Origin of the sequence: Caulobacter hibisci, assembly GCF_016135805.1 — a bacterium.
Lineage (GTDB): Bacteria > Pseudomonadota > Alphaproteobacteria > Caulobacterales > Caulobacteraceae > Caulobacter > Caulobacter hibisci.
The window spans coordinates 34,743-55,546 of record NZ_JADWOX010000010.1 but is presented as its reverse complement, the minus strand read 5'-3'; the positions used below and the strand labels follow the sequence as shown (position 1 = coordinate 55,546).

Genomic DNA, 20,804 nt, shown 5'->3' with positions numbered 1-20,804 from the left:
CCGTGTGGCGTCTTTTAATTAATTTGATTTATTAAACCGGGCCCATTTTTCCTACAAGGGCATTTTCGCGGCCCCAGCATATTCGAGGCGCGTTTTTGTCGGGTTCTGGGCCGGCGTGGTAACAATGTAACGCCCCTCTCGCCGAGCGGACAAACGCCCGGTTGCGAGAGCTTCAGGCCTGCTCGGCTTCCGCGCGGCGCAGGATGGCGCTGATCCGCTTGGCGAAGCGGTCGATGGCGAACGGCTTGGTGATGATCTCCATCCCCTGCGCCAGGAACGTGCTCTGATCGACGGCCTGTTCGGCATAGCCGGTCATGAACAGGATCGGCAGGTCCGGCCGGCTCTCGCGGGCGATCTCGGCCAGTTGGCGGCCGTTGAGACCGGGCAGGCCGACATCGGTGATCATCAGGTCGATGGCCCGCGCCGACTGCAGGATGGGCGCGGCCTCGCGGCCGCTCTCGGTCTCGATGGCGCGGTAGCCCAGTTCCTGCAGCACCTGCACGACCAGCAGCCGCACCGCCGGATCGTCCTCGACCACCAGAACCGTCTCGCCGGCGCCGCCTTCGGCCCGATCGTCGGTCTCCTCGACGAGGTCGGCGACCTCGCCGCGATGGCGGGGCAGGAACAGGCGGATCACCGCGCCCGCGCCCTCCTGGCTCTCGATCTCCACATGGCCCCGCGACTGCTGCACGAAGCCGTAAATCATCGACAGGCCAAGACCCGTCCCCTGCCCCAGCGGCTTGGTGGTGAAGAACGGGTCGAACACCTTGCTCAGCACGTCGGGCGACATGCCCATACCGGTGTCGGCGACGCCGATCTCGACATAGTCGCCCGGCTCGGCGCGGTCGCTCTTGGCCAGGCGGGCGGCCGACAGCGCGACGTTGCGGGCCGAGATCGTCAGGCGGCCGCCGTGGGGCATGGCGTCGCGCGCATTGATCGCCAGGTTGAGGATGGCGCTTTCCAGCTGGTTGTCGTCGGCGACGGCGGTCCAGAGGTCCGCGTCGACATCGGTCTCCAGCCGCACCTGCTCGCCAAGGGTCCGCCGCAGCAGGTCCTCCATCGAGGCCACCAGCGCCGCCACATCCAGCGGCCGGCTGTCCAGCGACTGCCGGCGCGAGAAGGCCAGCAGCCGGTGAGTCAGGGCGGCGGCGCGCTGGCCCGACTGGGTGGCCGCCTCGAAGAACCGCTCGGCGTCGGCGATCCGGCCCTCGGCGATGCGGCGGCGGCCCATGTCCATACCGCCCAGCATGCCGGTCAGCATGTTGTTGAAGTCGTGCGCCAGGCCGCCGGTCAGTTGGCCCACCGCCTCCATCTTCTGGCTCTGGCGCAACTGGTCTTCGAGCAGCTTGCGCTGGGTGATGTCGCGGCCGACCGCATAGATGAAGTCGCCGTCCGGCAGGGCCGTCCAGTTGATCCAGTGCAGTTCGCCGTCCTTGGACAGCACCCGGCAGTCGAAGTCGGTCACCGCCTCGCCGGTCCGCAGCCCCGCCGCCAGCTCGCCGGCCATCTCCCGGTCGTCGGGATGCACCAGCCCGCCCATCACCGAGCCGATCAGGTCGACCGGCTCGTAACCGAGCAAGGCGGTCCAGGCCGGATTGACCGCGCGATAGGCGCCGTCGCGGCCGGAGATGCTGAGCAGGTCGCGCGACAGGTTCCAGACCCGGTCGCGCTCCTGGTTGCTGACCTCGACCCGCGCTTCCAGGGCGGCGGCCAGGTCGCGCAGCCGATCCTCGGACCGCTTGGTGGCGGTGACGTCGTAGATGACGCCGATGAAGCTGACCCCGCCGCTCGGCGCGGCCTGATGCTCGCCGCGGCAGGCCAGCCAGCGGGCCTCGCCGGTGTCGGCCCGCTGGATGCGGAACTCGTGGAAGGCCGGCCCCAACCGTTCGCTCTCGCGTCCGCCGATCAGCGGCTGGTCCTCGGGATCGACCACGGCGTTGATCGTCCGCACCGGCAGGCTGGTGGCCGGTTGCAGGCCCAGCAGGCCGCAGAAGGTGTCGGACACCTCGACCGTGCCGAAGCCGCTGAGATATTCGAAACTGCCCACGCCGCCGGCCGACTGGGCGATGCGCAGCCGCTCCTCGACGCGCTTCTGCTCGGTGATGTCGGCCAGCACGCCGGCGAAGCGCACCGGCCTGTCCTGGGCGTCGAGATAGGTCCGCCCCTTGGCCGACACCCAGCGGAGTTCACCGTCGACGAGGACGCGGTAGTCGCGCGCGAAGACCTCGGCGCCGTTCAGCGCGCCGGCCACGGCGATCTTCAGCCGTAGGCGATCGGCCGCGAACACGGCGTCGAAGAAGGCCGAGGTCGGCAGGCCGTTGGCCGCGGCGATCGGATCCAGGCCGTAGAGACCGGCGAACCGCGCGTCGGCGACCAGACGTCCCTGGGCGATGTTCCACTCCCAGGCGCCCTCGGCGCCGGCCACGGTCTGGGCCACGCGCAGCCGCTCCTTGGCCTCGGCGAGACGCTGGCGGGTCGAGCGCAGCTCTCGCCCCAGGTCCTCGTCGCCATAGTCGGCGCTGACGTCGGTCTGGGTGGCGAACCGGAAGGCGGGCCGCCCGGCCGCGTCCTTCAGGGTGGTGACGTTCAGTCGGTTCCAGAACCGCGTCCCGTCGCGTCGGACGTTCAGCAGATCGACCGTGGCCGATCCCGCGTTCTCCAAGGTTCCGGCCAGACCCGCCACGGCCTGCGGGTCGACACCCTCGGCCTGCAGGAAACGGCAATTGCGGCCCATCACCTCGGCCGCCTCGTAGCCTGTCAGGGCCTCGAAGGCGGCGTTGACGAAGACGATCGGATCGTCGTGCTGGCGCGGATCGGTGACGGTGATCGCCACGCCCGATCCCGCCAGGGCGTCGAACAGCGGCCCGGCGAGCGCGCGCAGCGCGTCCAGGTCCACGGCCGCTCCCGCGTTCTCGGGGCGGATCGCTGCATCGACGGTGTCGGTCATGACCTCATCGGAACGCCAAGCTGAGCAATAGGTTCAGGCGCATCAGCCGACATCGCCGGCGACGCGTTCGATGAAGTCGGCGATCAGCGACCGCAGCGCCTGCAACGACGGCAGGTCCATCAGCATGGCGATGTAGCCGCGGATGTCGCGGTCGTTGATGGCGAAGTTGATGTAGAGGAACAGCACCACCCCGCCGTCGGCGTGCTGGTCGGTCAGGGTGAACAGCGACGCCCCGTCGCCGCGCAGCACCTCGGGCAGCGACATCTGCAGCGGCTTCTGCAGCATGTTGGCCATGGTCGCCAAGCAGCTGTTGAGCACCACATTGCCGGTCTCGGCGAGGGCCTCGTCCTCCATGTCGACGGCCTCGCCGTGGGACAGGGCGCCGCCCGTCACCGCGTGGACCAGGGCCATGCTGTTGGCCTGGGGAAAGATCAGCAGGGCGCGGCCCGAGAACACGCCCTCGAAGTCCTGGCGCACGGCGACCAGCTCGCCGTTCTCGCGCTCGCGGATCAGGGTGGCCGCGCCCTGGCGGGTCACCACCTCGACCGACGGCACCGACAGCAGCACCTGCTCGCCGACCATCTTGCGAAGGCTGCTGGCCGCGCGGCTGACGCCGATATTGACCAGTTCGGTCAGGGCGTCGCGTTCGAGTTCTTCGAGAAAGATCGTCTGGATGCTCATCGGCCGGCCGACCGAAGGCGCAGGGCGGCCCCCGAGATGAACCCCCTCAAGCCTTCTTCGGAGACCGGCTTGGCGATGAAGGCGGCGTTGGCCGCGCGGGCCCGGGCGATGATCTCGTCCTGGACGTTGGCCGTGGCCACCGCGATCGGCAGGTCGGCGAAGCGCCCGCGCAGTTCCTCGGCCAGCTCCAGGCCGTCGCGGCCGGGCATGTTGAAGTCGAGGATGACGAGGTCGATGGCCTCGTTTTCGAACAGCGCCAGGGCCTCGTCGGCCCCGCCGGCCTCGAGCCGCCGCCAGTCGGGTTGCAGAGCAGCGATCGCCTTGCCCACGACGATGCGGGCCAGCTTGCTGTCATCGACGATCAGAACCGTCGCCACCATGAACACTCCTCGACATGCCGCGCCCCCTAGGGCGGCGGACGGTTATAGCCCGGCTCTAGTCGGCCGTCGCCCTTCGGGCCAGGGCCGGGACCAGATGCTGTTTCAGAAACTCGTCGCCGGGCGAACCGACGACGGAAGGTTGGAACGCCAGGATCGCCTGGACCACGGCCCCGTGCAGGCTGTCGCAGCCCGACAGGTCCAGCGTGGTCACGCTCCCCTCCCATAGCAGAGCCGCCAGGGTCTCTGCGTCTTCTACCCGACAGTGGCCGTGCAGCGCCGCGATGGCTCCGTTTCGCTCGATCCTCATGCCAGAAGCTCCGCCAGGTCCAGCACCAGCATGACCGAGCCGTCGGCGGTCAGGGTCGAGCCCGAAACGCCGCGCGCCCCGGCCAGCAGGCCGGCCATCGGCCGCACGACGGCGTCGATCCGCTCGACCACCGCGTCGACCGCGAAGCCGACCGGCTCGCCGCCCACCCCGGCCACGACGACGCGGTCGCTGGACGGGCCGGCCTCCGCCCCCAGAGCCTGGGCCAGATCCACCAGCGGCACGACCTCGTCGCGCAGCACGAAGGCCCGGCCGGCGCGGATCGGGAAGATGCGGTCGGCGGGAACCCGGGCGATCTCGGCGACGCCGTCCAGCGGCAGGCCAAAGCGCTCGCCGGCGCTCTCCACCACCAGCAGCTTGGCCAGCACCATGCGGATCGGCAGAGCCAGCCGCACGGTCGTTCCGAGACCAGGGCGGCTGTCGATCTCGACCCGCCCGCCCAGGCGGGTGACGGCGGCGCGCACCGCGTCCATGCCGACCCCGCGGCCAGAGACGCTGCTGACCGTCTCGGCGGTCGAGAAGCCGGGCAGGAAGATCAGGTCGACGAGCGCCGCGTCGCTCATGGCCTCGGCGCTGGTTGCGTCGATCAAGCCTCGGGCCACCGCGCGGTCGCGCACCCGGGCCGGATCGACGCCCGCCCCGTCGTCGACGACCTCGATCACCGCCTGGTCGCCGACGGTGCGGGCCGACAGGCGCACTAGGGCCTGGGCCGGCTTGCCCGCCGCCGTCCGCGCCTCGGGCCGCTCGACGCCATGGTCGAGCGCATTGCGCAGCAGGTGCAGCAGCGGCTCGAAGAGCCCGTCGACCACCGCCTTGTCGACCTCGACCTCGCCGCCTTCGATCTCCAGCGCCGCAGGCTTGCCCAGGGTGGCGGCGATCTCGCGCACCAGGCGCGGAAACCGGCCCAGCAACGGCGCCAGCGGCGTCATCCGCGCCTGGCCGACCGTGGTGTGCAGGGCCGCGACCAGCCGGTCGAGCTCGGCCTGCTTGGCGCGCAGCGCCTGGCCCAGGGCCTGGCCGTCGCCGCCGCGCTCGGCCTGGGCCGCCAGCTCGATCAGCCCGCCCTTGGCGACCACCAGTTGGTCGGAAAGGTCGGCCAACTGGTCCACCCGGGCCGCGTCGATGCGCAGGGTGCGGCGGGCCGTTTCCACCTCGACGCCGGCCGGCGCGAAGGCCTCGGCGGCGCGAAGGGTGGCCAGCGCCACCTGGTCGCGGACCAGCCGCAGGGCGGTCTCCACCGCCGGCAGGGCGGCCGTGGACAGGGCCTCGATGACCAGGGTGCAGCGGAAGGGATCGTACAGGGCCGGATCGGCGACGGGCTCGGCCAGGCTGACCCGCAGCTGCGCCAGGTCCGGCACGGCCTTGATGATGGCGATCGGATCGTCGCCGGCGAAGTAGCCGTCGGCGCGCGGGCGATAGCGGATGGCCACGCCCGCCCGGCCCGGAAAGGCGCTCGCCCCGTCCCAGTCGTCGGCGGCAGCGACTTGCGGCGCGGCGCCGTCGCCGGCCAGGCGGGCGATCAGGGCCTGCGACGCCGCCGAGGCGGACTCCGGCAGAACTCCGACCGTGTCCAGGTCGTCCAGCCAGCGCTCGACCTGGTCGGCGACCTCCAGCAGGACGGAGAAATCGCCCCCCTCGCCCTGCCCGCCGCGCAGCCGGCCCAGCACGTCCTCGGCGGCGTGCAGCACGCGCCCCATCGGCGTCAGGCCCAACAGGTCGGCCGACCCCTTCAGGGTGTGGACGGCCCGGAAGCAGCGATCCAGCCGCGCCGGATCGGCCGGTCCGCGCTGCAGGGCGGCCAGATCCGCGCCGGCCTCCAGCGCCTGCTCGCGGCCCTCGATCAGGAACTGGGCGAGAAGCTCGTCGATCACGCCGGGCCTCCCGGACGCTGGAAGACCACGGCGTCCTCGAATCGCCGGACGAGGAAACGATCGTCGATGCGGCTCATGGACTCGGTGTGGCCCAGGCACAGATAGCCGCCGGGCGACAGGCGGTCATAGAGGTTCCGGGCCGCGACGGCGCGCGAGGCGTCGTCGAAATATATCAGCACGTTGCGGCAGAAGATGACGTCGAAGGTCCCCTGGTCGCGCAGACCCGGCCCGTCCATCAGGTTGGCGGCGGTGAAGGTCACCGACTCCCGCAGGTCGTCGATGATCTTCCAGCGATGGCGGCGGGCCGGCTCGAAATAGGCGTCGCGCACCGACTGCGGCAGCCGCGCCAGGGACCGCTCGCCGAAAAGCCCGGCGCGGGCGGCCTCCAGGGCCTGGGTGTCGATGTCGGACCCGACGATCTCGATGTTGTAGGCGTCGACCATGCGCCAGTTTTCCAGCAGCCACAGGGCGATGGAATAGGCTTCTTCCCCCGTCGAGCAAGGCATCGACCAGATCCGCACCTTGTCGCCCGCCCGCCGCGTCGCAACGAGGTCGGGCAGCAGCGAACGGCCCAGGCACGTCAGCTGATGTTCCTCGCGGTAGAAATAGGTCTCGTTGACGGTGAAGGCGTTGACCAGGGCCTGGCGCTCGCCCGGGTCGGTGCGCAGGTGGGCCAGGTAGTCGCCGAGGTCGGCGGCGCCGGTCGCGGCCAGCCGCTCGTCCAGCCGCCGCTCGATATAGTAGCGCTTGGTCTCGCCGAACCACATGCCGGTCTGCCGGTAGAGGTGATCCCGAAAGCGGTCGAGCTCGATGTCGGTGAAGGGCGGGATCATCGGGCGAGCATCATCGACAGGCGGCCGGCGATGGCGTCGACCGGCTCCACCGCGCTGGCCCCGCCCAGCCGCACCAGCGCGCCGGGCATGCCCCAGACCACGGCCGTCTCCTCGGACTCGGCGACCGTGCGCCCGCCCAGCCGGTGCAGCTCGGCCATGGTCCTGGCCCCGTCGTCGCCCATGCCGGTCATCAGCACCCCGACCAGCCGGTCGGGGGCCACGTGGGCCATGGCGCTGGCGACCAGGCGGTCGACGCTGGGATGCCAGCGGTGCGCGGGATCGGCCGGGGCCGGCAGGGCCACCAGGCCCGCGGCCCGGCGACTGACCACCATGTCGGCCCCGCCGCGGGCGATATAGACGCCGCCGGTGCGCAGCGGCGTTGGCCCGGCCGCCTCGACCACCGACAGCGGGCACAGGCCGTCCAGCCGCGCGGCCAGCGAGGCGGTGAAGCTGGCCGGCATGTGTTGGGCGACCAGGATCGGCCAGGGAAAGTCGGGGGCGATGTCGCCGAGCAGCGCCTCCAGCGCCGCCGGACCGCCGGTCGAGGTTCCGACCAGCACCAGTCCCTCGGGCGGATCGCCGGCCGGGGCCGCGCCCTGCTTGCGAGGCCGCGCCCCCGTCTTTGTCGGGGCTCGGGCCGCTTCGCGCCTGGCCCGCAGGCGTTCGAGCAAGCGGCTTCCACGGCCCACCTTGGCGGTCGCCGCGGCCGTGACCTTCTCGATCAGCACCGGCGCCAGTTCGTCTATGGCCAGAGAGACCACGCCGTCGGGCTTGGGCAGGAAGTCGACGGCCCCGAGTTCCAGCGCCGACAGCGTCGCCTCCGCCCCCTCGGCGGTCAGGGACGAGACCATCACCACCGGGCACGGCCGCCGGGCCATGATCTGCTCCAGGCACTCCAGGCCGTTCATGCGCGGCATCTGCACGTCCAGCGTGACGACGTCCGGGCGCACTTCATCCAGCTTGGCCAGGGCTTCCACCCCGTCACGGGCGATGGCGACCTCGAAGCCGGCCTCCGTCAGGATTTCGCTCAGGACACGCCGGAGAAGCGCCGAGTCGTCGACGACCAGGACCTTTGTCATGGGCAAGGGGTCACGAAGACGCCGGAGCGGTCCGCGCCAGGTCGCGCAGGAGATCGGCTTCCGCCCGCTCCAGCAGCGCTTTTGGATCGATAAGCAAGATGACGTCGCCCCCGCGCCGCACGGCGCGGTCGAACAAACGGGCGCCGGGGTCGGACAGTTCCGGCGCAGGCAGAAGATCGCCTTCTCCCGCCTCCAGGATCTCGATGACGGCGTCGACGGCGAAGCCGGCCTGCAGGCCGTCGACGGTGACGACGACGATGCGGCCCGCGCCCTCGGCTTTGCCGGGCGCGGACAGGCGGGCGCGCTGGTCGATCACCGGCAGGGTCTTGCCGCGCAGGTTCATCACGCCCTTCACATAGGCCGGAGCCTTGGGCAGGCGGGTCAGTTGGTCGGGGGCGCGCACCACCTCGTCGACCGCGGCGATCGGCAGGCCGTACAGCTCCTCGCCCAGCCGGATGACGATGAAGCGTTCGCGCTGGGCGGCCAGGGAGCCCTGGGTCATGGCGGTCTCCTCGGAGGCGCTGGCCAGGGCCAGCCACTGGCCGACACGCTCGTCGGCCAGCAGGCGGTCGGGGGTGAGGATCGCCAGCACGCCTCGGTCGCCCGTCAGGCGCAGGACGGTGTCGATGCGGGCCTCGCCGCCGCCGCGATTGAACAGGCTGGGCGCGCGGCCAAGACGGTCGGCGCTTTCGCGGACGATGGACGTGACCTCGTCTACGATCAGGCCCAGACGCTCCTGGCCCAGGCGCACCACGACGAGGCGCTCGCGCGGGCTGGGCGCCGTCTCGGCCAGGCCCAGCAGCCCCCGGGCCGACAGCACCGGCAGCACCGCGCCGCGATGGTCGCAGACGCCCAGCAGCACCGCGTCGGTGCGCGGCAGGCCGGCGATGGCGGCCGGCACGGCGGCGACCTCGACCACCGCCTCCAGCGGCAGGCCATAGGCCTGGCCGGCCAGGGCGATCCCGAGCATGGCCAGGGTACGCTCGGCCTCGCGGGCACTGGACGGCAGGACGTCCGACGCAATACGCGTATCGGTCCGACCCCGCTCGCGGGTCGCCGAAAAGCGCGCCGCCAGAACCTCGTCGAGATCGAGCCAGGAGGCGCCGTCGCCCCGGCGCAGCCTCAGGCCTTCGCCCGCGTCGTCCGAGGCGTCGTCGGAAAAGCCCAGGGCCTCGACGCTCTCGACGGCCAGGCCCACCGGCGGATCGCGCCGCAGCACCACCACGCGATCGGGCTCCCCCGCCTCCAGGCCCAGGATGTCGGCCAGCGAGACGACGGGCAGCACCACGCCGCGCAGGTGGGTGACGCCCAGCAGCTCGGCAGGGCCGTGCGGCATGCGGGTCAGCCTGGGCTGCTTGATCACCTCGGCCACCGCCTGGGCGGGCAGGCTCATCCGCGCTCCGCCAGCCCGAACCGTCAGCCGTCGGCGGGCCTCGGCGGCCACGCTCACGTCTCCGCCGCGCGTTGCAGCTCGCCGGCCAGCAAGGCGATTTCCTCGATCGCCGCGGCAAGGTCCTCGGCGGCCTGCGACTGCTGCCGGGCGGCGACGGCGGCCTGGGTGGCGGCGGCGCTGGCCTCCTCGGCGGCGACGGCGATCTGGCCGACGCCGACCGTGACCTGGGTGCAGGCCGATAGGATGGCCTCGCCGCCCTGGGCGATCTCCTCGGCGCCGGCGCGCAGGGCTTCGGCCCCCTGGACCACCACCTCGAGGCGTTCCTCGATCGCCCGGTTGCGGTCGACCTCCAGCTCGGCCACGGCCGCGGTCTGGTCCACCTCGCGGCGGACCTTGCCGATCTGCACCGCGATCGCGGCGATCACGTCCTTGACCGCCTCGGCGTTGCCCGCGGCGTCGCGCGCCAGGGTGCGGATGTCGCCCGAGACTACCGCGAAGCCGCGCCCGGCCTCGCCGGCCCGCGCCGCCTCGACCGCGCCGCTGGTGGCCAGCATGGTCGTCTGCACCGCCACCAGGGCCAGGCCGTCGACCAGCTTGGCGGTCGTGGCGCTTTCAAGTTCCAAGGTCTCGATGGCGTCGAGGATCGAACGGTTCTCGCTCGCGGCCTGGGCCACGTTCGCAACCAGGGACGAGATGGCCGCGCGGCTGTCGCGCAGCAGCGCGCCCATGGCCTGCGCCCGCTTGGCGCTCTCGCCGCCATTGACGGTGGACAGGCGGGCGGCGCGCTCGACCTCGGTCATCGCCGCGCTGGCCTGCTGGGTGGCGGCCGCCTGGATCTGGGCCCCGCGGCTGATCTGGTCGATGGCCACCAGGATCTCGGCCGCCGAGCCGGAAAGCTGCTGGATGGCCGCCGACAGCTCCTCGGCCGCGGCGGCGGTCTCGCGCGCGGCGTCGGCCGCGCCCTCGCCGCTCGTTCCGACCTCGACCAGCTCGCTCAGGGATTCGGCCGCCGTCTGGCTCTGGTCCAGAGACTGACCCTGCTGCTGCACCGCCCGCTGGGCCTCGGTCCCGGCGGCTGCCTGCTCCTCCGCGGCGCTGGAGATGCTTTCGGCCCCGCGCCGGGTCTCGTTGGCGGCGGCGGCGGCCTCGACGGCGGAGATCAGGATCTCCTGGCTGTCCTGGCTCAGCCGGCCCATGTCGCCGCGGATGACGTCGAGCGTGTCGGTGATCCGGGCGGCCGAGATCGCCTCGGCCTCGGCGCCGGTCGCGGCCTTGCGCAGCCGCTGGCCGACGTCGCGCACCAGGGCCGCCATGCGGTCGGCGGACTCGCGGATCAGCCGCGAGCGCTGCTCGGCGGCCTCGGCCAGGGCCCGAACCTCGTCGGCGACGATCGAGAAGCCCCGCCCCTCGTCTCCGGCCCGCGCCGCCTCGATGGCGGCGTTGAGGGCCAGAAGGTTGGTCTGGTCGGCGATGTCGGCGACGCCGACGGTGATCTCGTTGATGCGCGTGGCGTGCTGGTCGAGCAGGGCCACGGCCTCGACCGTCGCCAGCTGCCGCCGGGCGTTCAGGCTGACGGCCTTGACCGAGGTGGTGACCGCCGCGCCGGACTCCGCCAGCAGGCCCTGCAAGGTCTCGGCGCGCGTACGGGCGGCCTCGGCCCGCTCCCGCGCCGCCGCGAACAGCTCGGTCATCGCATTGATCGAGGCCAGGGACTCGTGCGCGGCTCCTGCGGCTTCCTCGGCGCCGCTGGAGATCTGGGCCAGGGCCCGGCGCAGTTCCTCGACGGCGCTGGCGGCCTCGGTCAGGCCGCTGGTCAACTCCAGGACGGCCGCCGCGATCCGCTCCTCGGCGTTCTGGCGACGCGGAACGGGCTTTCGCGCCGGCGTACGCCTGGCGACCGGCGCCACGGCCTCGGGCGGCGGCGCGGTCTCGCGGCCCTTCGCCCGACCCGAGAGCTTCGTCGTCTTCACCAGCGCCATAAGCCGCCCCACACTTCCATCGGCCGGTCCAGGCGACCGCTCGAAGGCACCGATAGAAGCAGGCCCGAGGCTCGACCACAACGACAATAGGCCACGCCGGACCATTGCAACCCGGCGCTGCGAAACGGCCATGCCTACACCCCTATTCCCGTTCTCCCGCGAACCAGACTATTCAAGGACGCTACAAGGCTGAGCCGGCCGCTCACGCTGGGGACCGTTCATGGCGCCGCGCAACAAATCGCCGTCTTCCGCGCGTTCGGGCGCGCGTCCGGCTCGCCCCGCCTTGGCTGCCTTGGCCGCGCCGGTTTCGCCCAGCGTGCTGGCGCTCGGCCAGGACGCCGCGCCGGTCGCCGCCCACATGGGCTTTCGGGCCGGACCGGTCGGCGATTCCGCCTCCAAGGAGGCCCTGGCCCGGCTGACCCGCCAGACCCAGACCCTCGGCAACTCGGCCCAGGCCCGCCTGCTGGAGCAGGCGATCGGGGCGGTGCGCAAGCACGACTACGAGCGCGCCGCCAAGCTGGCCCTGAAGGCCCTGTCCACCGACGACAAGCTCGGCGTCGCCTGGCACGTGCTGGGGGTGTCGCGCGAGAAGCTGGGCGACTTCTCCGGCTCGATGCAGTGCTACGAGGCGGCCCTGCGCCTGCTGCCCAGCGAGGACGCCGTGGCCGGCGACCTGGGCCGCCTGGCCTACCGCATGGACATGCCGGAGATCGCCGCCAAGCTGTTCCGCATCCACGTCAAGGCCCAGCCCCACGACGTGGCCGGCGTCAACAACCTGGCCTGCGCCCTGCGCGACCTGAACGCCAACAGCGAGGCCATCGACATCCTGCGGCCGGCGATCCAGGAGCATCCGCAGCAGCCGATCCTGTGGAACACGCTGGGCACGGTGATGTGCAGCCTGGGCGACGGGGCCACGGCGGTGACCTTTTTCGACGAGGCCCTGCGGCTGAACCCGGACTTCGGCAAGGGCTATCACAACCGTGCCTATGCCCGCCTCGACCTGGGCGACGCCGAGGGCGCGCTGGACGACTGCGACAAGGGCATCGCCTGCTCGGACTCGCGCGAAGACATCGCCACCATGCAGTTCGCGCGCTCGACCATCCTGCTGGCCCTCGGCCGGGTCGAGGAGGGCTGGAGCGCCTACGAGGCGCGGCTGTCGCCCGACCTCGGCGACGCCCCGCGCTTCGTCATCGAGGCCCAGCCCTGGCGCATCGGCGAGCCGCTGGACGGCAAGCGTCTGCTGGTCGTCGCCGAACAGGGCCTGGGCGACGAGGTGATGTTCGCCAACCTGCTGCCGGACCTGAAAGAGCGCCTTGGCGCCGACGGTTCGATGGGCCTGGTCGTCGAGCGCCGGCTGAAGACCCTGTTCGAGCGCAGCTTCCCGGGCGTCGAGGTCAGCCAGCACCGCACCGTCGCCTACGAGGGCCGCACCTATCGCAGCGCTCCCAATGTCGCCGAGGTGTCGCGCTACGACGCCTGGACGCCGATCGCCTCGCTGTTGCCGGTGCTGCGCCCGACCGCGCAGGCCTTCCCCGAGCGCGAGCGCTTCCTTGAACCCGATCCCGAGCGCGTGGCGCACTGGCGCAAGGTGCTGGAGGACGCGCCGGCCGGCCTGAAGGTCGGCCTGCTATGGAAGAGCCTGAAGCTCGACGGCGAGCGGGCGCGGCAGTTCTCGCCGTTCCAGCTGTGGGAGCCGGTCCTGAAGACCCCCGGCGTCAGCTTCATCAACATCCAGTACGGCGACTGCGCCGAGGAAATCGCCTACGCCCGCGACATGCTGGGCGTCGAGGTCTGGCAGCCGCCGGGCATCGACCTGAAGGAGGACCTCGACGAGGTCGCGGCCCTGACCTGCGCCTTGGACCTGACGATCGGCTTCTCCAACGCCACCATCAACCTGGCCGGGGCCTGCGGCGCGCCGATCTGGATGATCACCGCGGCCAAGGCCTGGACCCGCCTGGGCACCGACCACTATCCCTGGTACCCGCAGGCCAAGACCTTCGTGGCCAAGAACTTCGCCGAATGGCCGGAGATCATGGCCCGCATCGCCACGGCCCTGGCCGACAGGGCCAAGGCATGATCGTCGCCATCCTCCAGGCCCGGATGAGCTCCTCGCGCCTGCCGGGCAAGGTGCTGGCCGACCTGGTCGGCGCGCCCATGATCCTACGTCAGATCGAGCGGCTGCGCACCGCCGCCCGGCTGGATCGGCTGATCGTCGCCACCTCCGACCAGGCCTCCGACGACGTGCTGGCGGAGGCCTTGCAGCAGGCCGGGGTCGAGACCCATCGCGGCGACCTCGACGACGTGCTGGGCCGGTTCGCCGGGGCGGCGCGGGACCTGGCCGGCAGCGACGTCGTGGTCCGCCTGACCGCCGACTGCCCGCTGGCCGACCCGCAGCTGATCGACGCCCTGGTCGCCCATCATGTCGCCAGCGGGGCCGACTATTCGGCCACCACCCATCCCGACCGCACCTATCCCAAGGGCCTCGACGCCGAGATGGTCGGCGTGGCCTTCCTGCGCCAGGCCGCTGCGGAAGCGGCCGATCCCTACGAGCGCGAGCACGTCACCCCGTTCTTCTACCGCCGCCCCGAGCGCTTCCGCCTCGACGGCGTGCGCCAGGCCGTGGACGAGAACGAACTGCGCTGGACCGTCGACGAGCCGTCGGACCTGACCTTCGTCCGCGCGGTCTACGAGGGGCTCTACAGCCCCGATCGCCCCTTCACCTCCGACGAGGTCCGCGCCTTCGTGCGCGGCCGTCCGGACCTCGCCACGCTCGGCGACTATCCCCGCATCTAGAGAGCCCCATGGCCGCGCCCGACCAAGACCTCCTGCGCACCCGCAACGCCCTGGCGACCGGCAAGCCGGCCGTGGCCCTGCACACCGCCAAGGCCGCCGTGGCCAAGGCGCCGGGCGCGATCGAGCCGCTGTACTGGCTGGCCTCGGCCCAACTGGCCAACCGCGATCCCGCCGCCCGCCAGACCCTCAACGACGCGCGCCTGACCCACGGCCTGGCGGTGATCAAGGCTCTAGGCGCCGACGTCGAGCGCCTGACCACCGACGCCGACTACGCCGTGCAGATCGGCCACCGGCTCTACAACGCCCACTATCCGGCCTCGGCCGGGGTGGCCTTCGGGGTGGCGGTCATCGCCGGGCGCGACCAGCCGCAGGAGGTGGTGTCGCTGGGCCTCTCCTACCTGCACCAGGGCCGGGCCGACGAGGCCAACAACCTGTTCCACGCCCTGTCGGACATGCTGCCCAACAGCGGCCCGGCCGCGCAGTTCGAGCTCTACAGCCTGTTCATGGTCGAGGACGGCGTGGCCAGGCACGCGAAGGCGGCCAGGGCCTGGGCCGAGCGCTTCGAGACGCCGTTCCTGGCGCCGGCCGCGCCGCCCGCGCCGCTGGCCGGCCGCCGGCTGCGGGTCGGCTATGTGGCGCCCACCTTCTCCAGCGGCCAGATCCGCCAGTTCGTGGCCCCGCTGCTCGACCATCACGACCCCGAGCGGTTCGAGATCTTCCTCTATCCGCAGAACCCCGACGACGGCGGCAAATGGAAGAGCCGGCCGACCGTGCGGGCGATCGGCGAGCTCGACGACGCCAAGGCGACCGACCTGATCCGACAGGACGGCATCGACGTGCTGATCGACGCCTGGGGCCACACCTCCGGCTCGCGGCTTGGGGTGTTCACCCGCCGGGCCGCGCCGGTGCAGGCCACCTGGCTGAACTACCAGCAGACCACCGGCCTGCGCTCGATGGACTACGCCATTCACTCCAAGTCGATCCTGACGCCGGGCATGGACGCCCTGTTCACCGAGACCGTCTGGCCGGTCGAGCCGATCTCGGCCCCGTTCCGCGCCGATCCGGCCAAGCCCTCGCCCGCCCCCAGCCTGGAGAGCGGCGTCGTCACCTTCGGCAGCTTCATCAACCCGTCCAAGCTCAGCGATCAGACCGTCGCCGGGTGGTCGCGCCTGCTGCAGGCCCTGCCGACCGCGCGCCTGCTGCTCAAGTACCGCTATTTCGAGGACCCGATCCTGATCCGGGCCACCACCGCCCGCTTCGCGGCCCACGGCGTGACGCCTGATCGGCTGTTCTACGAGGGCCATTCGGAGGGCGACGGCTACGAGCAGGCCTTCGCCAAGATCGACCTGTCGCTGGACCCCTCGCCCTGCCCCGGCGGCACCACCACGCTGGAGGCCATGGCCCGCGGCGTGCCGGTGATCACCCTCAAGGGCCCGACCTTCTACAGCCGCATCGGCGTGCAACTGGTCGAGGCCGTCGGCCTGCCCGACCTGGTCGCCGAGGACTGGGACGACTACGTCGCCAAGGCGGTGGCGGCCTGCGCCAACCTTCAGTCTCTGCGCGACCGCACCTGGGACGGCTTCGCCAAAGCCTCGTTCAGCGACGAGACGCTGGTCACGCGGACGCTGGAGGCGGCGTATCTCGGGATGTTCGCGGCGAAGTGGCCGGATAAAACCTGACCCTCTCTCTTTGAGAGAGGGAGGGGCCCGCGCCGAAGGCGTGGGAGGGTGAGAGGTAACAAACTCTCAGGAAGAGGCGCGGCCTGCCTCACCCGCCTCTTGGGGTAAGACGGTAAAGGGTGAAACCTCTCACCCTCCCATCGCTCCGCGATGGGCCCCTCCCTCTCTCTAAGAGAGAGGGGTGAGATGACGCAGCCGCTCGTGCAGCAACCGCAGCCGCTCCTCCGACTTCGCAAACGCCCGCACCGGCTTGTCCAGGTCATACGCCGGGCTGACCCGCTCGCAGATCTCGCGGTCCTCGTCGAAGATGCGGCGGTTCATCTCGGCGCTGGAGTCGAGGAAGGCCTCGACCGCCCGTTCGGCGCCGGGCCGCACGCGTCCGTCCAGCAGGCGGGTGCAGAAGTGCGTGCGCCGACCCTCGCGCGCCGGGAAATAGGTCTGCATCGCGTAGGAGTAGCCGAAGGTCGACGAGATCATCGCGAACGGAAAGACGTGGATGGTCCAGTAGCCCTGGTAGGCCTCGGCGGCGTCGAAGTAACGCCCCAAGGCGGAGAGGCCGCGCAGGGTGCGCTTGTCGGTGACCTCGCCTTCCCAGGTCAGGTTCGCGCCGTCGACGATCAGGGTCTTCTCGACCATGCCCAGGCTGGCCAGGGTCGAGCCGTGGATCAGGTTGACGTGGTAGGTCTCCAGCGCGTTCTCGACCGCCACCCGCCAGTCGCATTCGAACGGCAGGGCGTGGAAGTCGCGGCGGCGGGTGATCAGCCGCGACACCGTCTCCAGCTTGCCGGCCGCCTCGCCCAACTGGTCGGCCAGGGCCTGCTCGGGCGCGATCCCGACGAACAGGAAGTCGCCGCACCAGGCGACGGCGTAACGGCCGATGGACTGGGCCGCCAACACCTCGGGGTCGAAGCCCTTGGCCAGGGCCGGTTTCAGCACCCCGCCGCCGTAGCGCCAGCCGTGATAGGGGCACAGCATCGGTCCGACGCCATGGTCGCCGACGAAGAACCGCGCGCCGCGATGCGGGCAGATATTGTCGAAGGCCCCGATCTCGCCGTCGTCGTTGTAGATCACCAGATCGCCGAACGCCCAGTCCAGCCGCAGCCAGGCGCCCGGCTCGGCGACTTCCGAGCGGTGGGCGACCAGGTGCCAGTAGCGGCGGTAGAGGGTGTCGACGAGCGGCGTCATCAGGGCTTTCTGGCTACAGCTTCCGGGCCGGCGCGGCGAAATAGGTGGCGCCCGGCGCGGTGTCGCGGACGATGACCGCCCCGGCCCCGATCACGCCCTTGGCGCCGATGCTGACGCCGGGCAGCACCCGCGCGCCCGAGCCGAAGAACACGCCCTCGCCCACCTTGACCCGGCCGGTCAGGTCGACATGGCAGCTGAGGGTCGAGTAGTCGCCCAGTTCGACGTCGTGACCGACGCCCGAATGGCCGTTGACGGTGACCAGATCGCCGACCTTGCTGTCGGACGAGACGTTGACGAACGGCCCGACCAGCACGCCCTCGCCCAGCCTGGCCGAAGCGGTGACGAAGGCCAGGTCGTGGACCAGGGTGGCGAACGTGCCGCCGGCCGCGCGCAGGGCCTGGGCCACCGCCGCCTTGCCGGCCGGCGTGCCGATGCCCATCACCAGCTGGACGCCGACCGCCGGGGTGTAGCCGGCGATGGGTCCCAGCTGCGGCAGGTCGCGGCCGAAGCGGGCCATCGGCGCGTCGCCGTCGTCGAGGTAGCCGACGAAGCGGTCGCCGGTCCGGGCGAACTGCGGACCGAACCAGTCGATAATTTCCCGGGCGAGCGCGCCGCCCCCGACCATCACGTAGTCCATCTGCCGTCTCCTCCGTACGGCCGCTTCACGCGGCCTTATAGCCGCCGTCGACGTCCCAGATCGCGCCGGTGACCCAGGCCGCGGCCGGGCTCAGCAGGAAGGCGGCGACGGCCGCGACATCCTCGGGCCGGCCGAAACCCAGCAGGTGCCGGGCGCGATAGGCTTCCAGCCCTTCGCCGGTCAGGCCGCGCGAAATCCGCTGGTGCATCTCGGTCTCGACCGCGCCGGCCGCCAGGCCGTTGACGCGGATGCGGCGGGGCGCGAGCTCGCAGGCCAGCGACCGCACCAGGCCCTCCACGGCGGCCTTCGAGGCGGCATAGGCGGTCATGCCCGCGCGGCCGCGCTCGGCGGCGACCGAGCTGACCACGACGATCGAGCCGCCGTCCTTCATCACCTTGGCCTTGGCGGCCGCCCGGCTGACGGCGAAGGCGCTGCCGAACGACGCGCCCATCACCTCGTCGAGCTTGGCGTCCTTGGTCATGCGGATCGGCAGGACCATCTCGACGCCAGCGGCGTGGAAGATCCCGTCCAGCCCGCCGGCCTCGATGGCGGCCTTGGCCACCACGTCGGTGGCGGCGTCGCCTTCGGACAGGTCCTGGATCAGGGAGACGTGGCCTTCGCCGGCCAGGCTGGCCAGGGTCTGGTCCAGGCGCTCGGCGTCACGGCCGGCGGCGATCACCCGCGCGCCCACGGCGGCTGCGGCCTGGGCGCTCGCCCGCCCCAGGCCCGAGGAGGCGCCGGTCACGAGGATGGTCTTTCCCGCCAGGGCTTCGGGATGCAGGCTCACAGGTACACCGTCTCCGCGCAGTCGAGGGGACCGAAGCGGCCGGCCACCGCGCCCCAGGAATAGCCGACGCCGAAGCCGGCCAGGACCAGGGTCGCGGCCTCTTTCGACAACGGCTCGGCCACGGCGTCGGTCAGCAGCAGCGGCAGGGTGGCCGAGCTGGTGTTGCCGAACTTGCCGATGTTGATCGGCAGACGCTCGGGCGGGGCCTTCGCCTTCTTGCCGATGTGGCGCAGCATGAACTGGTTGGCCTGGTGCAGCAGGTGGAAGTCCACCTCCTCGGCCGCCAGGCCGGCATCGGCGCGCACAGCCTCGATCAGGGCCGGCACCGCGCGCAGGGTGAAGGCGAAGACCGCGTTGCCGTCCATCTTCAGGGTCGGGGCGATGCTGGCGGCGGGACCGCACGGCGAGCGGAAGCCGCCGTCCTGGACGATCAGGTCGCTGGCTCCGGTCCCGTCGGTGCCAAGCCTGAAATGCAGCGACGCGGCGGCCGGATCGCGCTCCAGCGCCGTGGCCGAGCCGGCGTCGCCAAACAGCGGGGCGGTGGCGCGGTCGTCGGGGTCGAGCAAGGGACTGATGGTGTCGCCGGCCAGCAGCAGCACGCGCTTCAAGCCCGCTTGCAGCAGACAGGCGGCCAGCCACAGGCCGTAGACGTAACCCGAACAACCCATGCCCACGTCGAAGGCCTGGGCGTGCGGCGAAAGGCCGAGCTTGCCGTGCAGCAGGCAGGCGCTGGCCGGCAGGGCGTGATCGGGGGTCTGGGAGACGAAGATCATCCCGTCGATCGAGGCGCGGTCCCAGCCCAGCCGCTCGATCAGCCGCTCGGCGGCGACCTGGCAGAGATCGGCCGTGGTCTGGCCCGGCTCCACCCAGTAGCGGGTCTGGACGCCGGTCATCTTGGCGACGTCGGCGACCGCCGCCTCGCCCAGCCGCTCTTCGAACGCCTGGTTCTCCAGGCGCCTGGCGGGCACGGCCGAGACCACGCCCGCCAGGCGGACGCCCTCGACGCGATAGCCGCCGGGCGCGGCCTGCATCACGCCGCTTCCTTGGCGATCAGCGCCTCGATGTCGGCGACGGTCTCGCACTTGGCCAGGGCCTGACCGTCGAGCAACACGCCGTTGATCTCGTCGACCAGGGCCAGGGTCGAGATGATCGCCAGCGAGTCCCAGTTGAAGGCGGCCAGCTCGGAAGCCGACGAGATCTCGGACTCGTCGACCTCGAAGATCTCGGCCAGTCCGGCGAAAAGGGCGCTCATCTTGGTCTCCTCAAATGACGACGCTGGCGGCGGCCCAGGACAGGCCCACGCCGAACCCCACCAGCATCACGCGTCTAGGGGCGCCCGCGCCTTGCGACAACAACGGGGCCAGCGCCAGCGGAATGGTGGACGACACGGTGTTGCCGACCTCGCGCATGTCGATGACGAAGCGCTCGGGCGGGATGGCCAGCTTCTTGCGCAGGCGATCCAGGATGAAGCCGTTGGCCTGGTGGAAGACGAAAAGGTCGTGCTCGTCCATCGTCCGGCCGGTGCGCGCCAGCAGTTGCTCGATCGCCTTGGGCACGTGGCCCAGGGTGAAGGCCATGACGCCCGGACCGTCCATCTCCAACACCATGTCGGCCCCGGCCGAAGGCTCGCGGAAACCGCCGCGCTTGACGATCAGCCGCTCGCCGCCCAGGCCGTCGGTGCCGAACACCACCGGGTCGATCAGCGGGGCCTGCGCCTCGACCGCCTCGACCAGGGTGGCGGCCGCGCCGTCGCCGAACAGGGTGCGCACGCCCTGGTCGTCTGGCGCCAGCAGCTTGGAATAGGTGTCGGCGGTGACCAGCAGCACTCGCTTGGCCTGGCCGCTCTCGATCAGGGCCTTGGCCAGGCTCAGCCCATAGACGAAGCCCGAGCAGCCGAGGTTGAAGTCCAGAGCGCCGGCGCTGGTCGGCAGGCCCAGCCTGGCCTGCAGCAGGCAGGCGCTGGTCGGCAGCACGTAGTCCGGCGTCTGGGTGCACAGCAGCAGGAAGTCGATCTCGCCCGGATTCAGGCCTTCCTGGGCCAGCAAGGCCTTGGCCGCGCCCTCGGCCAGGTCCAGCGAGGTCTCGCCGTCGGCCGCGATCCGGCGCTCGGCGATGCCGGTCTTGTCCAGGATCTTGTCGGCGCTCCAGTCGGGGAAGCGCGCGGCCAGGGCGTCGTTGGTCAGGCGGCCTTCGGGCAGGTGACCTGCGATCGCCTTGATCCTGGCGGTCAACATA

18 protein-coding genes are annotated in these 20,804 nt (G+C 71.5%); 3 read left to right on the top strand and 15 right to left on the bottom strand.

Annotated elements, in window-relative coordinates; all coding sequences use genetic code 11:
- Positions 1–172: 172 nt before the first annotated feature.
- The 9 genes from I4Q42_RS14990 to I4Q42_RS26720 are packed head-to-tail and all read right to left on the bottom strand — an operon-like array spanning position 173 to position 11,488.
- Entirely contained in the window at positions 173–2,947 is a 2,775-nt protein-coding gene (locus tag I4Q42_RS14990; protein WP_198576893.1) for a PAS domain S-box protein, read from the bottom strand.
- A gap of 42 nt (positions 2,948–2,989) precedes the next feature.
- Positions 2,990–3,628 (bottom strand): chemotaxis protein CheX, encoded by a 639-nt coding sequence (locus I4Q42_RS14985; RefSeq protein ID WP_198576892.1) that lies wholly within the window; start codon positions 3,626–3,628, stop codon positions 2,990–2,992.
- A complete protein-coding gene (locus tag I4Q42_RS14980; protein WP_198576891.1) occupies positions 3,625–4,008 on the bottom strand; it encodes a response regulator transcription factor in 384 nt (127 codons plus the stop codon). The genes I4Q42_RS14985 and I4Q42_RS14980 overlap by 4 nt, the downstream gene beginning before the upstream one ends.
- Positions 4,009–4,063: 55 nt before the next feature.
- Entirely contained in the window at positions 4,064–4,315 is a 252-nt protein-coding gene (locus I4Q42_RS14975; protein WP_198576890.1) for a hypothetical protein, read from the bottom strand.
- Positions 4,312–6,204 (bottom strand): chemotaxis protein CheA, encoded by a 1,893-nt coding sequence (locus I4Q42_RS14970; protein ID WP_198576889.1) that lies wholly within the window; start codon positions 6,202–6,204, stop codon positions 4,312–4,314. Before I4Q42_RS14970 ends, I4Q42_RS14975 begins: the two co-directional genes overlap by 4 nt.
- Positions 6,201–7,037, bottom strand: coding sequence for a CheR family methyltransferase (locus tag I4Q42_RS14965; protein WP_198576888.1), 837 nt, complete (start codon positions 7,035–7,037; stop codon positions 6,201–6,203). Before I4Q42_RS14965 ends, I4Q42_RS14970 begins: the two co-directional genes overlap by 4 nt.
- The gene (locus I4Q42_RS14960) at positions 7,034–8,116 is read right to left on the bottom strand and encodes a protein-glutamate methylesterase/protein-glutamine glutaminase (RefSeq protein WP_198576887.1); all 1,083 of its coding nucleotides are present in this window, start codon (positions 8,114–8,116) and stop codon (positions 7,034–7,036) included. The genes I4Q42_RS14965 and I4Q42_RS14960 overlap by 4 nt, the downstream gene beginning before the upstream one ends.
- A 10-nt stretch (positions 8,117–8,126) precedes the next feature.
- Positions 8,127–9,560, bottom strand: a complete 1,434-nt coding sequence (locus tag I4Q42_RS14955) for a chemotaxis protein CheW (RefSeq protein WP_198576886.1) — start codon at positions 9,558–9,560, stop codon at positions 8,127–8,129.
- A gap of 2 nt (positions 9,561–9,562) precedes the next feature.
- A complete protein-coding gene (locus I4Q42_RS26720) occupies positions 9,563–11,488 on the bottom strand; it encodes a methyl-accepting chemotaxis protein (RefSeq protein WP_198576885.1) in 1,926 nt (641 codons plus the stop codon).
- A gap of 220 nt (positions 11,489–11,708) precedes the next feature.
- Between I4Q42_RS26720 and I4Q42_RS14945 the strand changes: the two genes are divergently transcribed.
- From I4Q42_RS14945 to I4Q42_RS14935, 3 genes are read left to right on the top strand one after another with little or no spacing between them, the layout of a single operon-like run.
- Positions 11,709–13,565 (top strand): tetratricopeptide repeat protein, encoded by a 1,857-nt coding sequence (locus I4Q42_RS14945; RefSeq protein WP_332873086.1) that lies wholly within the window; start codon positions 11,709–11,711, stop codon positions 13,563–13,565.
- Positions 13,562–14,281, top strand: coding sequence for a cytidylyltransferase domain-containing protein (locus I4Q42_RS14940; protein WP_198576884.1), 720 nt, complete (start codon positions 13,562–13,564; stop codon positions 14,279–14,281). Before I4Q42_RS14945 ends, I4Q42_RS14940 begins: the two co-directional genes overlap by 4 nt.
- Before the next feature lie 8 nt (positions 14,282–14,289).
- A complete protein-coding gene (locus I4Q42_RS14935; RefSeq protein ID WP_198576883.1) occupies positions 14,290–15,960 on the top strand; it encodes an O-linked N-acetylglucosamine transferase, SPINDLY family protein in 1,671 nt (556 codons plus the stop codon).
- 168 nt (positions 15,961–16,128) lie between these two features.
- Here I4Q42_RS14935 and I4Q42_RS14930 read toward each other — a convergent pair whose 3' ends face one another.
- The 6 genes from I4Q42_RS14930 to I4Q42_RS14905 are packed head-to-tail and all read right to left on the bottom strand — an operon-like array spanning position 16,129 to position 20,803.
- Complete coding sequence (locus I4Q42_RS14930) at positions 16,129–17,145, bottom strand: aromatic ring-hydroxylating oxygenase subunit alpha (RefSeq protein ID WP_198576882.1); 1,017 nt, start codon at positions 17,143–17,145, stop codon at positions 16,129–16,131.
- 13 nt (positions 17,146–17,158) lie between these two features.
- Positions 17,159–17,782 (bottom strand): NeuD/PglB/VioB family sugar acetyltransferase, encoded by a 624-nt coding sequence (locus I4Q42_RS14925; protein WP_198576881.1) that lies wholly within the window; start codon positions 17,780–17,782, stop codon positions 17,159–17,161.
- Positions 17,783–17,807: 25 nt separating this feature from the next.
- Positions 17,808–18,569 (bottom strand): SDR family NAD(P)-dependent oxidoreductase, encoded by a 762-nt coding sequence (locus I4Q42_RS14920; RefSeq protein WP_198576880.1) that lies wholly within the window; start codon positions 18,567–18,569, stop codon positions 17,808–17,810.
- On the bottom strand, positions 18,566–19,600 hold the full coding sequence (locus tag I4Q42_RS14915; RefSeq protein WP_198576879.1) for a 3-oxoacyl-ACP synthase III family protein: 1,035 nt from the start codon (positions 19,598–19,600) through the stop codon (positions 18,566–18,568). Before I4Q42_RS14915 ends, I4Q42_RS14920 begins: the two co-directional genes overlap by 4 nt.
- A complete protein-coding gene (locus I4Q42_RS14910; protein ID WP_198576878.1) occupies positions 19,600–19,821 on the bottom strand; it encodes a hypothetical protein in 222 nt (73 codons plus the stop codon). Before I4Q42_RS14910 ends, I4Q42_RS14915 begins: the two co-directional genes overlap by 1 nt.
- A 10-nt stretch (positions 19,822–19,831) precedes the next feature.
- Complete coding sequence (locus tag I4Q42_RS14905) at positions 19,832–20,803, bottom strand: ketoacyl-ACP synthase III (RefSeq protein WP_198576877.1); 972 nt, start codon at positions 20,801–20,803, stop codon at positions 19,832–19,834.
- Position 20,804 lies beyond the last annotated feature (1 nt).

Bases quoted from the DNA above. Each gene is read 5' to 3' on its own strand.
- I4Q42_RS14960 (WP_198576887.1), bottom strand. From the start codon at position 8,116: ATGACAAAGGTCCTGGTCGTCGACGACTCGGCGCTTCTCCGGCGTGTC.
- I4Q42_RS14925 (WP_198576881.1), bottom strand. From the start codon at position 17,782: ATGGACTACGTGATGGTCGGGGGCGGCGCGCTCGCCCGGGAAATTATC.
- I4Q42_RS14980 (WP_198576891.1), bottom strand. From the start codon at position 4,008: ATGGTGGCGACGGTTCTGATCGTCGATGACAGCAAGCTGGCCCGCATC.
- I4Q42_RS14910 (WP_198576878.1), bottom strand. From the start codon at position 19,821: ATGAGCGCCCTTTTCGCCGGACTGGCCGAGATCTTCGAGGTCGACGAG.
- I4Q42_RS14945 (WP_332873086.1), top strand. From the start codon at position 11,709: ATGGCGCCGCGCAACAAATCGCCGTCTTCCGCGCGTTCGGGCGCGCGT.
- I4Q42_RS14905 (WP_198576877.1), bottom strand. From the start codon at position 20,803: ATGTTGACCGCCAGGATCAAGGCGATCGCAGGTCACCTGCCCGAAGGC.
- I4Q42_RS14975 (WP_198576890.1), bottom strand. From the start codon at position 4,315: ATGAGGATCGAGCGAAACGGAGCCATCGCGGCGCTGCACGGCCACTGT.
- I4Q42_RS14930 (WP_198576882.1), bottom strand. From the start codon at position 17,145: ATGACGCCGCTCGTCGACACCCTCTACCGCCGCTACTGGCACCTGGTC.
- I4Q42_RS14985 (WP_198576892.1), bottom strand. From the start codon at position 3,628: ATGAGCATCCAGACGATCTTTCTCGAAGAACTCGAACGCGACGCCCTG.
- I4Q42_RS14965 (WP_198576888.1), bottom strand. From the start codon at position 7,037: ATGATCCCGCCCTTCACCGACATCGAGCTCGACCGCTTTCGGGATCAC.
- I4Q42_RS14990 (WP_198576893.1), bottom strand. From the start codon at position 2,947: ATGACCGACACCGTCGATGCAGCGATCCGCCCCGAGAACGCGGGAGCG.
- I4Q42_RS14940 (WP_198576884.1), top strand. From the start codon at position 13,562: ATGATCGTCGCCATCCTCCAGGCCCGGATGAGCTCCTCGCGCCTGCCG.
- I4Q42_RS14915 (WP_198576879.1), bottom strand. From the start codon at position 19,600: ATGCAGGCCGCGCCCGGCGGCTATCGCGTCGAGGGCGTCCGCCTGGCG.
- I4Q42_RS26720 (WP_198576885.1), bottom strand. From the start codon at position 11,488: ATGGCGCTGGTGAAGACGACGAAGCTCTCGGGTCGGGCGAAGGGCCGC.
- I4Q42_RS14935 (WP_198576883.1), top strand. From the start codon at position 14,290: ATGGCCGCGCCCGACCAAGACCTCCTGCGCACCCGCAACGCCCTGGCG.